13 protein-coding genes are annotated in these 14475 nt (G+C 66.7%); 2 read left to right on the top strand and 11 right to left on the bottom strand.

The window, feature by feature from the left end:
* Nucleotides 1-102: 102 nt before the first annotated feature.
* Nucleotides 103-1170, bottom strand: coding sequence for an MBL fold metallo-hydrolase (locus PKE75_RS12130; RefSeq protein ID WP_271168984.1), 1068 nt, complete (start codon nucleotides 1168-1170; stop codon nucleotides 103-105).
* Nucleotides 1167-1661 carry a YaiI/YqxD family protein gene (locus PKE75_RS12125; RefSeq protein WP_271168983.1) on the bottom strand — a complete coding sequence of 165 codons (495 nt, stop codon included), beginning with the start codon at nucleotides 1659-1661 and terminating at the stop codon, nucleotides 1167-1169. The genes PKE75_RS12130 and PKE75_RS12125 overlap by 4 nt, the downstream gene beginning before the upstream one ends.
* Nucleotides 1662-1911: 250 nt before the next feature.
* On the opposite strand from PKE75_RS12125, the gene infC reads away from it, so the two are divergent.
* A complete protein-coding gene (infC, locus tag PKE75_RS12120) occupies nucleotides 1912-2451 on the top strand; it encodes a translation initiation factor IF-3 (RefSeq protein WP_271169188.1) in 540 nt (179 codons plus the stop codon).
* A 167-nt stretch (nucleotides 2452-2618) separates the two neighbouring features.
* Entirely contained in the window at nucleotides 2619-3191 is a 573-nt protein-coding gene (locus PKE75_RS12115) for an ActR/PrrA/RegA family redox response regulator transcription factor (RefSeq protein WP_271168982.1), read from the top strand.
* Nucleotides 3192-3460: 269 nt separating this feature from the next.
* Here PKE75_RS12115 and PKE75_RS12110 read toward each other — a convergent pair whose 3' ends face one another.
* From PKE75_RS12110 to PKE75_RS12070, 9 genes are all read right to left on the bottom strand, one after another.
* Nucleotides 3461-3727 (bottom strand): hypothetical protein, encoded by a 267-nt coding sequence (locus PKE75_RS12110; RefSeq protein ID WP_271168981.1) that lies wholly within the window; start codon nucleotides 3725-3727, stop codon nucleotides 3461-3463.
* A 168-nt stretch (nucleotides 3728-3895) separates the two neighbouring features.
* Complete coding sequence (locus PKE75_RS12105; protein WP_271168980.1) at nucleotides 3896-4396, bottom strand: MmcB family DNA repair protein; 501 nt, start codon at nucleotides 4394-4396, stop codon at nucleotides 3896-3898.
* Nucleotides 4397-4450: 54 nt separating this feature from the next.
* Complete coding sequence (locus PKE75_RS12100; RefSeq protein ID WP_271168979.1) at nucleotides 4451-5080, bottom strand: NUDIX domain-containing protein; 630 nt, start codon at nucleotides 5078-5080, stop codon at nucleotides 4451-4453.
* Complete coding sequence (locus tag PKE75_RS12095) at nucleotides 5077-6705, bottom strand: ABC transporter ATP-binding protein (protein WP_271168978.1); 1629 nt, start codon at nucleotides 6703-6705, stop codon at nucleotides 5077-5079. The genes PKE75_RS12100 and PKE75_RS12095 overlap by 4 nt, the downstream gene beginning before the upstream one ends.
* Nucleotides 6702-7931 carry an ABC transporter permease gene (locus PKE75_RS12090; protein WP_271168977.1) on the bottom strand — a complete coding sequence of 410 codons (1230 nt, stop codon included), beginning with the start codon at nucleotides 7929-7931 and terminating at the stop codon, nucleotides 6702-6704. The genes PKE75_RS12095 and PKE75_RS12090 overlap by 4 nt, the downstream gene beginning before the upstream one ends.
* A 4-nt stretch (nucleotides 7932-7935) precedes the next feature.
* Nucleotides 7936-9051 carry a microcin C ABC transporter permease YejB gene (locus tag PKE75_RS12085; protein ID WP_271168976.1) on the bottom strand — a complete coding sequence of 372 codons (1116 nt, stop codon included), beginning with the start codon at nucleotides 9049-9051 and terminating at the stop codon, nucleotides 7936-7938.
* Between the two features lie 40 nt (nucleotides 9052-9091).
* A complete protein-coding gene (locus PKE75_RS12080; protein WP_271168975.1) occupies nucleotides 9092-11026 on the bottom strand; it encodes an extracellular solute-binding protein in 1935 nt (644 codons plus the stop codon).
* The gene (locus tag PKE75_RS12075; protein ID WP_271168974.1) at nucleotides 11023-12873 is read right to left on the bottom strand and encodes an extracellular solute-binding protein; all 1851 of its coding nucleotides are present in this window, start codon (nucleotides 12871-12873) and stop codon (nucleotides 11023-11025) included. Before PKE75_RS12075 ends, PKE75_RS12080 begins: the two co-directional genes overlap by 4 nt.
* Nucleotides 12874-13045: 172 nt before the next feature.
* A complete protein-coding gene (locus PKE75_RS12070; RefSeq protein ID WP_271168973.1) occupies nucleotides 13046-14278 on the bottom strand; it encodes a c-type cytochrome in 1233 nt (410 codons plus the stop codon).
* Nucleotides 14279-14475: the final 197 nt, after the last annotated feature.

The raw sequence follows: 14475 nt of genomic DNA, 5'->3' as shown, positions 1-14475 counted from the left end.
GACGCCGTCCCGGACGACGCGTCGGCGTCGATCCGGGATCGGGTTCAGAACCGGGCCTTGCGTCCGAGACCGATCCCCGGTCTCGCTTGTCGGCCGGAAGGCTCACGCCGCGCCGGCGCTCTCCCACACCTCGCCCGGCCGCAGCGCGCGGAAGCGCTCCGGCGCGATCTCGGCCGTTGCGAGAGCGGTCGCGAGGTCCTGAGCGGGGGCGTCGATCGCCTCGGCCGTCAGGCGGAAGACGCCCCAGTGGCAGCCGACCGCGCTCTCGGCGCCAAGCAGCGCGAAAGCCTTCACGGCGTCGTCGGGGTTCATATGATGGTCGCCCATGAACCAGCGCGGCTCGTAGGCGCCGATCGGCAGGATTGCGAGCCTGAACGGTCCGTGCTCCTGCCCCGCGGCCCGGAAGGTCGCGCCCTCGCCGAACCCTGAATCCCCGCCGAAATAGACTTTCCCTGCCGGCCCGAGATCAAGCGCGAAGGCGCACCACAGCGCCTTGTGGCGGTCGGTGACGCCGCGCGCCGACCAGTGATAGGCGGGCGTGAGCGTCGCCGTGATCCCGTCGGCGAGCGCGACGCGGTCGGCCCAGTCATAGGCCTCGGCCCGGATCGCGCGATCATGCGCCCGCAGGATCGCGTCGTTGCCGAGCGGGACGATCACCCTCGGATCGTCGCGCTCCGCCAGCCGCGACATCGTCGCGAGGTCGAGGTGGTCGTAGTGGTTGTGCGACAGCAGGACGATGTCGATCCTCGGCAGGTCGGCGAAGGCCACGCCGGGAGCGACGACGCGCTTCGGCCCCGCGAAGCCGAAGGGCGACGCCCGGTCCGACCACACCGGATCAGTTAGGATGTTCACGCCCGCCGCCTGGATCAGATGCGTCGCATGGCCTATGGCGACGACCCTGAGGCCGGCTCCCCCGACCCTCGCCGGCGGTTTGTCGGAGAACGGGCTCGGCCAGCGGTCGGGCCAGGGCGTCCTCTTGGTGAGAGCGAGCGCCCGCATCGCATCGACGGGCGTTTGCGCCCAGGGGTGGCCTGGGTTGAAGAAGCGGACGCCGTCGAAATGGTCGGTGATCGACCCGGAGTAATAGCGGTTGCGGGCCCGGCGCCAGCCGAACCAGCCCGCCGCGAGCGCGGGCGCTCCAAGGAGCGCGAGCAAGGCGGAACTCGTCATGCGCTTGTGCGCTCCGCGTCGATCGCGCGCTTGGCGCGGACCACGGCGTGCTCGAGCTCCTGAAGAAAGCGCGAGCGGTCCTTCGGCTGGAACACGGCCGGGCCGCCGGTGATCTCGCCGATCTCGCGCAGATGGCTCATCAGCTCGCGGGAGGCGAGCGCCGCCCCGATCGACGCCTGCGTGAACGGGCGTCCGGTCGGACCGACGGCGGCTGCGCCTTTCGCGAGACATCGGGCGGCGAGCGGAATATCGGCGGTCACGACCACGTCGTGCTCGGCCGCTGCCTCCACGATCCAGTCGTCTGCGACGTCAGGCCCCTGAGGCACGACCTGGAGCCTGATGCGGTGATCGCCCCGCGGCGTCGCCATGAAGCTGTTCGCCACCAGCACGACGTCGAGCCCATGACGCTCCGCCACACGATAGACCTCAGCCTTCACGGGGCAGGCGTCGGCGTCGACGAACAGGACGGGCTGCGTACGCTCAGCGGGCAAACGGGAGTCCTTTTTCAAGCGTTGCGGCGAACGGCCGGAGCGTCCGGAAAACATCGTCGGAGAGCCGCGCCGCCGCCTCCGATGCGCTTCAGATAAGCGGTCGCGATTGACTTCCCACCGCTTTCTCACGATCTTATGGCGAGACGTCGGCCAGTTCGCCGATGCGAAGCAGCCCCGTGGGTCTGATCACGGGGTTTTTCGCGTTTCGCAACCGCCGTCGCCGTTTTGTCGTCTAGAGGAGAACGCCGCCATTCGTCGACCCATGAGGCCCGTCGCGCCAGTCCAGAAGGACGGTCCGCGCGTCAACAAGGAGATACGCGTCCTCGAAGTTCAGCTGATCGACGCCGACGGCGGCAATCTCGGCCCGACCAAGATCAACGACGCGCTGCAGGCCGCCGAGGACGCAGGGCTGGATCTCGTCGAGATCGCCCCGAACTCGGTGCCGCCCGTCTGCAAGCTGCTCGATTACGGCAAATACAAATATCAGAACCAGAAGAAGGCCGCTGAGGCGCGCAAGAATCAGAAGATCGTTGAAGTCAAAGAGATCAAGATGCGTCCGAACATCGACGATCACGACTACGACGTGAAGATGAAGGCGATGCGCCGGTTCTTCGAGGAAGGCGACAAGGTCAAGGTGACGTTGCGGTTCCGCGGTCGCGAGATGGCGCATCAGGATCTGGGTCTGAAGCTGCTCGTGAAGGTCCGCGAGGAGGTCACGACGCTCGCCAAGGTCGAAAGCGATCCGTCGCTTGAAGGGCGGCAGATGACGATGGTGCTCGCTCCACGCTGAACGCGGCCCATGCCGGAATTTACCACCTTTGCGGTCATTCGCGCCCGGTCGCGCCGATGCGGCCCGGTCGGGTTGATCAGCGTCATCCGATTGTATAGTGCTTCGAATGGTCGCGGTGGTCCGGGCGCGCCGCAAGCCGGGAGCCGTAACCCTCGGCGGAGCAAGCGATGCAGGTGACTATGACGACCGGCGCGGCGCCCGAAGCAGCTCCCCCCGTGGGAGAGATGACCCTCCTCATCGTCGATGACGATCGCGCCTTCGTGCAGCGACTCGGTCGGGCGATGGAGGCTCGCGGCTACATCGTCACCGTGGCGGAGACGATCCGCGACGGCCTCGACAGCGTCGAGCGCGCGCCGCCCGCCTTCGCGGTCGTCGATATGCGGCTTGGGGACGGGTCCGGCCTCGATGTGATCCAGGCGCTGAAGAATCGCCGGCCGGACGCGCGCGGAGTGGTGCTGACCGGCTACGGCAACATCGCCACCGCCGTCACCGCCGTGAAGCTCGGGGCGGTCGACTATCTCGCCAAGCCCGCAGACGCCGACGAGATCCACAACGCGCTTATCGCAGGCGACCAGAAGCCGGAGCCGCCGGAAAACCCGATGTCGGCCGACCGCGTCCGCTGGGAGCACATCCAGCGCGTTTATGAGCTCTGCGGCCGCAACGTCTCGGAAACCGCGCGCCGCCTCAACATGCACCGGCGCACGCTCCAGCGCATCCTCGCCAAGCGCGCGCCGCGCTGACGGGCCGTCTCGCCTCCGATCTGCAGGCGGTGAACGCAAAGCGTTCGTAACCGCGCTGAAGGTCTCGGCCGTCCGCCTGAGCGAAGCGCCCGGTGCCCGGGCTCCTTCATGACGGCCGCCTATCCTGATCGCCAACCGGCGTTCCGTCCGGGAACGCCGGGCGTCCGCCATCCATTCGAGATGCCGCAGGGCCTAGCGAGTCGTGGAAGGCGGGTTAGAGGGAGGCGCGCTCCTATCCGCGCCCCCTGCGCGCAGCTTCCGCCGATCGATTACGCCACGCGGGCCGGCCGGAACGGGATCACCGATCCGCCGGCCGTTGGCGCGCCCCCGGGAAACCCCCTGAGATCGCCGAACGAGACGACGGAATCGATCGCGCGGCGCAAATCCTCGGGCTTGTCGACGTCCACGCCGATGTCGGACGCGACGGTCGCTGCGGCGCCGATCAGGGCCGCGAACACCACGCGCGGATCCTCGCCGCAACGCTGCAGCGTGAGCGCGAGGCGCAGGACGACTGCATTCACGTCATCGTTAGACATCACGCAATCTCCACTTCGCCGGTTTTCTTGAGGCGAAGACTTGTTGAGCGAAAAAACCATCCCGAGAAGAAGCGGAGGACGTCCAGGCCCCCCGAATCACTTCTGTATCAAGGTTTTGCGGCAGATCGTTCCAAATTAAGACAACAGCATGGCGAATTGCGGCGCTCCTCACACGCAGTAGTCGCGCGGCGGGTCGATCGTCGCCTGCAGCCGGAGCGCGGCGAGCCTGGCGAAGCTGAGGCTGACCGCCTTGCGCCGTGAGCCCGCAAGCTTGTGATGCGGTCCCTCACGGACGGGCGCCGCGCCGTAGCGATCGGCGACGATCAGACCGACGTCCTTGGGAATGAGCGCCTGGGGAAAGTCCGCGCCGACCGCGAAGAAGAACCTGTCGCAGAACTCGCGGTAGTCCGGCCATTTCCTGTCGGTCCGGAAATCCTGCGGGCCCGACTTGATCTCGACGATCACAATCTCGCCCGCGGCGCCGAGCGCCATCACGTCGGCGCGGCGGCCGGATCGGAGCGGCGCCTCGAGCAGACATCCATAGCCCGCCGCCGAGAAGTGTCGGCACACGCCGCGCGCGATCCCCGCGGCGACGCCCGACAGCGATCCGCCCGCGGCGATCGCGCGCGGCGCGTCGGCGATCTCTCGGAGGGGGAGGGTGTTCTCCATACGTTCGATTATGGCACGAACCGTGAACAGAGCAAGCGGAGAATTACCCCGAAATCAACTCAGCATCATCCCGAGTTGACCGCGATTGAGCGCGAGCCACTGCAGGGCGAGCAGCAGATAAGCGTTGCGCGGACGCGGGTCGCGGAGGCTTGCGACCGCGTCGTCGATCGAGACCATGAAGGGCCGGGTCAGTTCATGCTCGTCGACCGCGCCGCAATGCTCCTGCAGATCGCCGGCGTCGACGCGGACCAGAAACAGCGCGGCGCGTTCGTCGAGAATGCCCGGCGTCGGCAGAAATTCGAACAACTGCAAGGCCTTGCCGGCCTCGAGCCCAGTCTCCTCCAGGATCTCGCGGCGGACGGCCTCCTCCAGATCCTCGCCCGGCTCGACACGACCGGCGACGATCTCGACGAGATCGCCCTTACCCGTCGCAAGCGCGGCCGGCAGCCGGAACTGGCGGATCAGCACCAGCGCGTCGCGCTCAAGATCAACCAGTATCGCCGCGATGCAGGGGCCGGCCCTAAGCACCTCCCGCTCCTGATGAATCGGGCCCCGCTCGTCGGGACCCGGCAGCGTCACCCGCCAGCTTTCCAGCCTGCGGTAGCCGTCGTGCAGCAGTTCGGGCCCTTCCAGCGCGACGCCGGCGTCGAGGTCGGCGAGGCGGTCGTCGAACCCCGCGCTCATTGCGCCACAGCGTGGCCGGCCTTGGCCTCGAGGTCGAAGGCGGCGGCGAGCAGCGCCTTGGTGTAATCCGTCCTTGGGGTCGCGAGCACTTCGCTCGACGGCCCCTGCTCGACCACCTTGCCGTTCCGCATCACAAGAACCTCGTTTGCAAGCGCGCGCACGACCTTGAGGTCGTGGCTGATGAAGAGAAAAGCGAGCTTCCGTCGGGCCTGAACCGCGCGCAGGAGATCGACGATCTGAGCCTGAACCGACATGTCGAGCGCGCTCGTCGGCTCATCCAGCACGATGAAGGAGGGCTCCAGCGCGAGCGCCCGGGCGATCGCGATCCGCTGGCGCTGGCCGCCGGAAAACTCGTGCGGGAAGCGATCCATCGCCGAGGGGTCGAGGCCGACGTCGGCGAGCGCGCGGGCGACGGCTTCGCGCTTCTCCGCCCGCTTCAGTCTCTTGCCCTGAACGCCCAGCCCCTCCGACACGATGTCCACGACAGGCATGCGCGGGCTGAGCGAACCATAGGGGTCCTGGAAGACGATCTGCATGTCTTTCCGAAATGGCCGCATCTCGGAAAATCCCAAGCCCGCGAGGGGCTTGCCCAGATAGGCGACGCCTCCCTCGCTGGAGATCAGCCGAAGGATGGCGAGGCCGAGCGTCGTCTTGCCCGAGCCGGACTCGCCGACGACGCCAACGGTTTGGCCCTCGCGCACGATCACGCTGACGCCGTCTACCGCTTTCACATGGCCGACGGTCTTGCGGAAGAATCCGCGCTTGATCGGAAACCACACCTTGAGGTCGTCGACCTCGACCAGCGGCTTCGCAGCCGCGTCGAACAGCGGCGGCGCGCCCTTGGGCTCGGCGGCCAGCAGCTTCTTCGTGTAGGCGTGCTCGGGCGCCTGAAACACACGGGCGGTCGGCCCTTGCTCGACGATCCTTCCCGCCGTCATCACGCAAACCCGGTCCGCGATTTTCCGCACGATTCCGAGATCATGGGTGATGAACAGCATCGCCATCCCGAGCCTTTGCTGCAGCTCCTTCAGGAGCGTCAGGATCTGAGCCTGGACGGTGACGTCGAGCGCCGTGGTCGGCTCGTCGGCGATCAGCAGGTCCGGTTCGTTCGCCAGCGCCATCGCGATCATCACGCGCTGGCGCTGGCCGCCGGACAGCTGGTGGGGGAAGGCGTCGAGCCGCTCCTCCGGGTCCGGGATGCCGACCTGCGTCAACAGCTCGAGCACCCGTGCGCGGCATTTCGCGGCGGACCAGCCGCGATGGACCTTCAGGATCTCGCCGACCTGCCGCTCGATCGAATGCAGCGGGTTGAGCGAGGTCATCGGCTCCTGGAACACCATGGAGATGTCGGCGCCGCGAACCTTCCGCAGCTCGCGCTCGGGCAGCTTCAGCAGATCGCGGCCTTCGAACAGGATTTCGCCCGACGGATGGCTCGCCGCAGGGTAGGGGAGCAGCCGCACAATCGAGAGCGCCGTCACCGATTTCCCCGAGCCGCTCTCGCCCACCAGCGCCAGCGTCTCGCCCTTGGCGAGATCGAACGACACGCGGTCGACCGCGAGCGACGTTCCGCCCTCGACGGCGAAGGCGACGGAGAGATCGCGGACGGAGAGGAGGGGAGCGGTCACCGGAACGTCTTCCGCGGGTCGAAGGCGTCGCGCACGGCTTCGCCGACGAAGATCAGCAGCGACAGCATGAGCGCGATGACAAGGAAGCCGGAGACGCCAAGCCACGGCGCCTGGAGGTTCGACTTGCCCTGCGCCAGCAGTTCGCCCAGCGACGGCGAGCCCGGCGGCAGGCCGAAGCCGAGGAAGTCGAGGGCGGTCAGGGTGGTGATCGAGCCTGAGAGGATGAAGGGCATGAAGGTCAGCGTCGCCACCATCGCATTCGGCAGCAGGTGGCGGAACATGATCGCCGCGTTCGAGACGCCGAGCGCGCGGGCGGCGCGAACATATTCGAAGTTGCGGCCGCGCAGGAACTCCGCGCGCACCACGCCGACCAGGGAAACCCATGAGAACAGCAGCAGGATGCCGAGCAGCACCCAGATGTTGGGCGCGAGCACCGAGGACAGGATGATGAGCAAATAGAGCGTCGGGATCGACGTCCAGATCTCGATGAAGCGCTGGAACAGCAGGTCGGTCCAGCCGCCGAAATAGCCCTGCACCGCGCCGGCCAGCACGCCGATGATCGAGGACAGGAAGGCGAGCGCGAGCCCGAACAGAACCGACAGCCGGAAGCCGTAGAGCAGCCGCGCGAACACGTCGCGGCCCTGGTCGTCGGTGCCGATCCAGTTCCATTCGATGTCTGCGCAGGATTTCGCACGCGGCGCGGCGGTTTGCGGCAGCGCATCGCCGGCGGGTGTGCGTGCGGCCGCGGCGCTGGCGCATTGCGCGTCGGTCAGCATCCAGGTCGGCGGCGAGGGCGCGGGCGTCGGCAGGTTGAGGTTGATGGTGTTGAAGCTGTAGCGCACCGGCGGCCAGACCATGTAGCCGCCAGACTTCCTGATCAGGTCCTGAAGATACGGGTCGCGATAGTCGGCTTCGGTGTCGAAATCTCCGCCGAAGGTCGTCTCCGAATAGGTCTTCACCGCCGGGAAGTAGAGCCCGCCGTCGTATTTCACCAGGAACGGCTTGTCGTTCGCGATGAACTCCGCGAACAGGCTCACCACGAACACGATCATGAAGACCACGAACGACCAGTAGCCGCGCTTGTTCGCCTTGAAGTTCGCGAGACGGCGCCGGTTGATCGGCGACAGTCTTCCGCGTGGGGCGGGCGCAGGCGGCGCGCCCGGCGTCGGCGGCGGAGAAGCGGCCGGAGACTGGCTCTCGGGCGGCACGGCGAAGGCGTCGCTCACGCCGTCAGACCTCCCGCGTCTCGAAGTCGATGCGGGGATCGACCCACATGTAGCTGACATCCGAAATCAGCGCGACGACGAGGCCCAGAAGCGAGAAGATGTAGAGGTTTGCGAACACGACCGCATAGTCGCGGTTGACGATCGACTCAAAGCCGAGCAGCCCCAGCCCGTCGAGCGAGAAGATCGTCTCGATCAGCAGCGCGCCGGAGAAGAACGCGCCGATGAAGGCTCCGGGGAAGCCCGCGATCAACAGCAGCATCGCGTTGCGGAAGACGTGGCGGTAGAGCACCTGATTTTCCGTCAGGCCCTTCATGCGCGCGGTCTGGACGTACTGCTTCCGGATTTCGTCCAGGAACGAGTTCTTGGTCAGCAGCGTGGTGGTGGCGAAGGCCGAGATCGCGAGCGCGGTCAGCGGCAGCGCCATGTGCCAGGCGTAGTCGACAACCTTCCCGAACAGCGACAGCTGGCTCCAGTTGTCGGAGGTCAGCCCGCGCAAGGGAAACCAGTCGAGGAAGGTGCCGCCGGCGAACAGCACGATCAGCAGGATCGCGAACAGGAAGCTCGGGATAGCATAGCCCACGACGATGACGCTTGAGGTCCACACGTCGAAGCGAGATCCGTCGCGCACCGCCTTGGCGATGCCGAGAGGGATCGAGATCGCATAGGAGATCAGCGTCATCCAGAGCCCCAGCGAGATCGACACCGGCATCTTCTCGAGGATCAGGTCGACGACGTTGATGTCGCGGAAGTAGCTGCGGCCGAAGTCGAAGCGGGCGTAGTCCCACATCATCTTGCCGAAGCGCTCGAGCGGCGGTTTGTCGAAGCCGAACTGCTTTTCGAGCTGCTTGATGAATTCGGGATCGAGCCCCTGCGCGCCGCGGTATTTCGAGGTGATCGGGTCGTTAGAGGCCGCGCGCTGGTTCTGCAGCGAGTTCGCGATATCCGCGCCAGAGCCGCCCGAGAACCGGTCGGTCGCGTTGGTGCCCTGCCCCGTCACCTGCGCGATGATGCGCTCGACCGGTCCGCCGGGCGCGAACTGGATGATGATGAAGGACACCAGCATGATCCCGATCAGGGTCGGGATCATCAGCAGGACTCGGCGCGCGATGTAGGTCAGCATCGGCGCGGGAATCCCGGCCGTTGGGCCGCGCGGCGTCGGCTCACGCCTTCACCCCCGCCTTTTCCGCCTTGTCCGCGTCCCACCACCACGTCTCCGGCGCGCCGCGGACGTAGCGGGGCTTTTCGGGAGGATGACCGTAGGCGTCCCAATAGGCCAGCGTGTGACTGTCCTTGTACCAGGCGGGCACCCAGTTCCTCAGCGCGCGCAGCACCCGATCGAGCGCGCGCGCCGCTACGTCGAGGTCGTCGCGCGATTGCGCGGCCACGATGGCCTCGACCAGCGCGTCGACGGCGGGGTCGGCGATTCCCGAGACGTTCTGAGAGCCGGGAAGCGTCGCGGATTCCGAGGAATAGACCTGCCGGAGGCCTTCGCCCGGGGTCGCCGACATCGACATGCGCTGGCTGACGACATCGTAGTCGAAGGCGTTCATGCGCTGCTGGTATTGCGCGGCGTCGACCTGACGGATATTCGCCTCGATTCCGAGCACCTTGAGGTTCTTGATGAAGGCGGAGACATGCGGGTCGAGGCCGGGATCGAACTCAAGGAACTCGATCGTCAGCGCCTCGCCGTCGGCGTTGGTCGCGCGACCGTCCTTGGCGACGTATCCGGCGTCGCGCAGCAGCTTCTGCGCCTGCCGGAGCAGCGTGCGGTCCTGTCCCGAGCCGTCGGAGACCGGCGGAACATGCGGCTCGCCGAACACCTCGTCCGGGACCCTGCCGCGGAACGGCTCGAGCAGCGCGAGTTCCGCGCCCTGCGCGACGCCCGACGCCATCATCTCCGGCGCGCCCTGGAACACCGAGACCGTGCGCTTGTAGGCGCCGAACATCAGGTTGCGGTTCATCCATTCGAAGTCGAAAGCGAGGTTCAGCGCCTCGCGGACGCGGGGGTCCTGGAACTTCTTGCGTCGGAGGTTGAAGAACCAGCCCTGTCCGCCTGAGGGGGTGAGGTCGGGCAGGGTCTCCCGAATGACCTTCTTGTCCCGCACGCCCGGGAAATCGTAGCCGGTCGCCCAGGTGCGCGAGGTGAACTCCTCGCGGAACAGATAGGCGCGCGCCTTGAACGCCTCGAAGCCGACGTCGCGGTCGCGGAAGAACTCGAAGCGGACCTTGTCGAAATTGGCCTGCCCGACATTCACGGCCAAGTCCTTCGCCCAGTAGTCCTCGACCCGGTCGAATTCGATGAAGCGGCCCTGCTCGAAGCGGCCGATCTTGTAGGCGGAGGAGCCGAGCGGCGGCTCGAGCGTCGAGGCGTCGAACGGCTTGGTTGAATAGTAAGCCTTGGAGAAGATCGGCAACGCCGCCAATGTCAGCGGCAGGTCGCGGGTGCGCTTCGGCGACAGGCGCAGGACGACCGTGTCGTCGCCCTCGACGTCGACCCGATCCAGGTCCCGGATCGCTTGCGCGACCAGCGGGTGTCCCTTGGTCTTCAGCGTCTCAAACGACCACTTCACGTCCTCGGGCCCGAGCCTCGAGCCGTCGTGGAACCGCGCCTCAGGCCGCAGCCGGAACCGGTAGGCGAGGCCGTCGCCCGACACGGCGACCGAGCGCGCCAGCAGACCGTAGAGCGCGTCGGGCTCATCGTTGGCGCGCGCCATCAGAGTGTCGAAGGTGAGGCCCATCCCTTGCGCGCCGTCGCCCTTCAGGATGTACGCGTTCAGGGTGTTAAAGGTGGAGAAGCTCTGGTTGAGCTCGCGATTGGGCGGAATCTGGCTGAACGTCCCGGCCTTGGGAGCGTCCGGGCGGACATAGTCGAAGCTCTTGAAATCCGGCGCATATTTGAGATCGCCGAAAGCCGACAGGCCGTGCCGCTCCGGCCCGAACGTCTTCGAGTCGCCATCGACGGCTGTGGGCGCGCCCTCCTGCGCTCTGGCGACCCGCGGCGCGAACAGGCCGGCCGCCGCCGCGGCGCCTGCATAGACCAGCGTCTGGCGGCGGGTGAGGATCCGGCTTTCACGAAGGTCCGCGGGTCGCTTCACGAACGGCCCCCGACGGCCTTGGCCTTCTCCGCGTCCCACCACCACACGGTCGGAAACAGCGAACCGCGGGGCGGCAGGTTGTCGGGCCGCGAAAAGCGGTCCCAGCGGGCGGTGCGGTCCTCGAGGCTCGCGAACTGCGGTACGACGTAGTGGTGGGCGAGCAGGACGCGGTCGAGCGCGTGGGTCGCAGCCGTCAGCTCGTCCCGGTCTTTAGCGTAGATGATCTTGTTGATCAGGGCGTCGACGCCTGGATCCTTGATGCCGACCATGTTCTGCGAGCCCGGAATGTCCGCGGACTCCGAACCCCACTGGTCGCGTTGCTCGTTCCCTGGCGAGAGCGACTGGCCCCAGCCCATTGTGACGACGTCGAAGTCGAAGGAGCGCAGCCGGTTGATGTACTGGCTGTCGTCTAGCAGGCGTTGGGTCACCTGCACGCCGAGCTTTTCGAGCGCCGGGACATAGAAGCTGAGGATGCGCTCGGCGCTCGGGTCGCCATAGATGAACTCGACCGTGAGGGGCTCGCCCTTGGCGTTTCGCAGCACCGGCTTGCCCTCGCGGCTGACCGTCCAACCGGCGTCCTTCAGCAGCTGGAGCGCCTGGCGGAGATTGCCGCGGACGGCTTCGGGAGAGCCGCCGACCGGGTTCTCGTAGGGCTTGTCGAAGACCTCCGGCGGAACCTTGTCCCGGACGCTTTCGAGAATTTCCTTCTCGCGCCCCTCCGGCAGCCCCTTGGACGCCAGCTCCGTTCCGAAGAAGTAGCTGTTGATCCGGACGTACTGCCCGAACATGATAGTCTTGTTGATCTCTTCGAAGTCGAAAGCGAGATTGAACGCCTTTCGGACGCGAGGGTCTTTGAATTTTTCGCGGCGGATGTTGAAGGCGTAGGCCTGCATCCGGCCGGACTGGCTGTCCTTGAACTTCTCCAGCACCACCCGTTTCTGTTCGACTGCGGGGAAATTATACGCGGTCGCCCAGTTCTTGGCGCTGTTCTCCTCACGATAATCGAACTGGTCGCCCTTGAACGCCTCGACGAGCACCGTCGTGTCGCGGAAGTAGTCCCATCGCATTTCGTCGAAATTGTTCGTTCCCACGCGCACCGGAAGCTTCTGCGCCCAGTAATCCGGAACGCGCTCGTAGCTGATCCAACGGCCCGGCGCGAAATCCTTGATGCGATACGGGCCGGATCCCAGCGGCTTTTCGAGCGTGCCTTCCTCGATGTTTCGCTTGCGGCCCTTGTCGTCAGCTCCCTCCCACCAATGCTTTGGCAGGATCTGCAACTGTCCGACGATGCCCGGTAACTCCCGGTTCCCCGGACCCGAGAAGGTGAAGGTGACCTCTCGTTCGCCCGTCGCCTCCACCCGGTTAACGTCGTGGTAATAGCGGGACAACAGCGGGTTAATCCGCTTCAACGTGTTGAACGACCAGATCACGTCGTCGACGCTGATCGGCGCGCCGTCGTTCCATTTCGCCTCCGGCCGCAGCCGGAAGGTGACGGACGAGAAGTCGGCGGGAAAGCGCGCGGCTTCGGCGATCAGGCCATATTCGGTCGAGGGCTCGTCGAGCGACTCGGTCATCAGCGTGTCGTAGAGCAGGCCGAGGCCGGCCGCTTCGTTGCCCTTCGGGATGAAGCCGTTGAAGCTGTCGAAGCCTCCAAAGGCGCCGAGGCGGACCGAGCCGCCCTTCGGCGCGTCGGGGTTCACATAGTCGAAATGCCTGAAATCCGGGGAATATTTGACGTCGCCCAGCAGCGAGACGCCGTGGCGCCATGCGGGCGGCGCATCCTCCGCGTGGGCGGGCGCGGCCAGGGCGAGCGCGGCGGCGAACAGGGCGGCTATGCGGATCGTCATCGGCGGGGCGGAGAACCTGTCGTGTCGGGGAGTACGGAGCGAAGAGCCCGGCGTGCCGGCATTATGTCTCAAATCAAGGCGGGTGCCAGACGAGCGCGGAACGGCGCCGATAACGTGACATGAAAAGGCCGGGCGCTGGGCCCGGCCTCTCGTCGCTTCGTTCGGCCGCCGGTCAGGGCTGCTTCGGCGCGTCCGGCTGCGGTGCCGGAGCGGGCGCCGGGGGATGGTCGCCCGGCTTGTCCGCTTCCGAACCGCCGCCGCTCTGCTCGTTCGAGGGCTTGGGCGCCTCCGGGGGAGCGGCCTCTTCGGTCGGCTTCGCCGGCGCGGCGGGCTTGGCCTCCTCCGCCGGCTTCGGAGCGTCCGCCGGCTTGGCCGCTTCGGCGGGCTTCGCGTCGCCCGCCGGGGCGGGGCCGCCGGAAAGCTGCTTCGGACTGTCGGAGTTCTTGTTGAGATAGGCGATGATGGCGGCGCGGTCGTCCTCGCTCTTGAGGCCCGGGAACATCATCGTGGTGCCGTCGATGTAGCCCTTCGGGTTCTCAAGCCACTTGTCGAGCGAGGCGATGTCCCACGTGCCGCCTGACGCCTTCATCGGCTCGGAATAGTCGAAGCCCTCCATATGGGCGTGTTTCAGCCCGACGATCCCGTAGAGGTTGGGCCCGAGCTTCGCCGGCTCGCCCTTGCCGAGGGAATGGCAGGCCGAACATCTCTTGATGAGCTGCTGGCCCTTGGCCGGATCCGCCGCCGCGACCTTGGCCTCGAAGCCGCCGGCCGCCGCAGGAGCCGCGGCTGCGGCGGGCTTGCCGGCGTCCGCCGCTTTGTCGCCGCCCTCAGCGGGCTTTGCCCCCTCGGCCGGCTTCGCCGCGGCGTCGGCTGCGGGCGGCTGCTGCGGGCTGTCGGAATTCTTGTTGAGATAGGCGATCAGATTCGCGCGGTCCTCGGGGCTCTTCACGCCCATGAAGGCCATGGTCGTCCCGGGGATGTAGGCCGCGGGATCCTCGATCCACTTGTTCAGCGAATCGAAGTCCCATGTCCCGCCCGACTTCTTCATCGGGTCGGAGTACTCGAAGCCCTCCATATGGGCGTGCTTCAGCCCGACGATCCCGTAGAGGTTGGGACCCATCTTGGCCGGCTCGCCCTTGCCGAAGGAGTGGCAGGCGGCGCACTTCTTCGACACCTGCTCGCCCTTCGCGGGGTCGGCCTTGGCGAGCAGCGCATGGAAGTCGCCGCCGCCGGCCGCCGCGCCGGCCGCGGGCGCTTTCGCGGCGTCCTTCACCTCAATCTCGTAGCCGGCCTTTTCGGGCTTCTTCTGGTGGAAGAGCCCGTCTGCGATCGCGTTTATGCCGAGAACCACGGTCAGCGTGCCGAGGATGGCGCCAGCGATCTTATTCAGTTGAAACGAATCCATAGTCGCTCCGGCTTATTGTGTTTTATCGGGGCCGTGGCGCGTCGCGCTCATTAGGCTTCCTCCAGAAGTCGGCTGAACACGCGCAAACCCGAACGCTTTCTCCAACTGCGCGCGACGCTAACCGCTTTTGCGGAAGCGCCGCAACTCGGCTATCACCGCCGCGCTTCGATACTTAGGGCGAGGCCGGCGTCTTCCAG

Source organism: Hansschlegelia plantiphila, from assembly GCF_027922265.1.
Taxonomy (GTDB): domain Bacteria; phylum Pseudomonadota; class Alphaproteobacteria; order Rhizobiales; family Methylopilaceae; genus Methylopila; species Methylopila plantiphila.
This window is presented reverse-complemented; position numbering and strand designations above follow the sequence as displayed.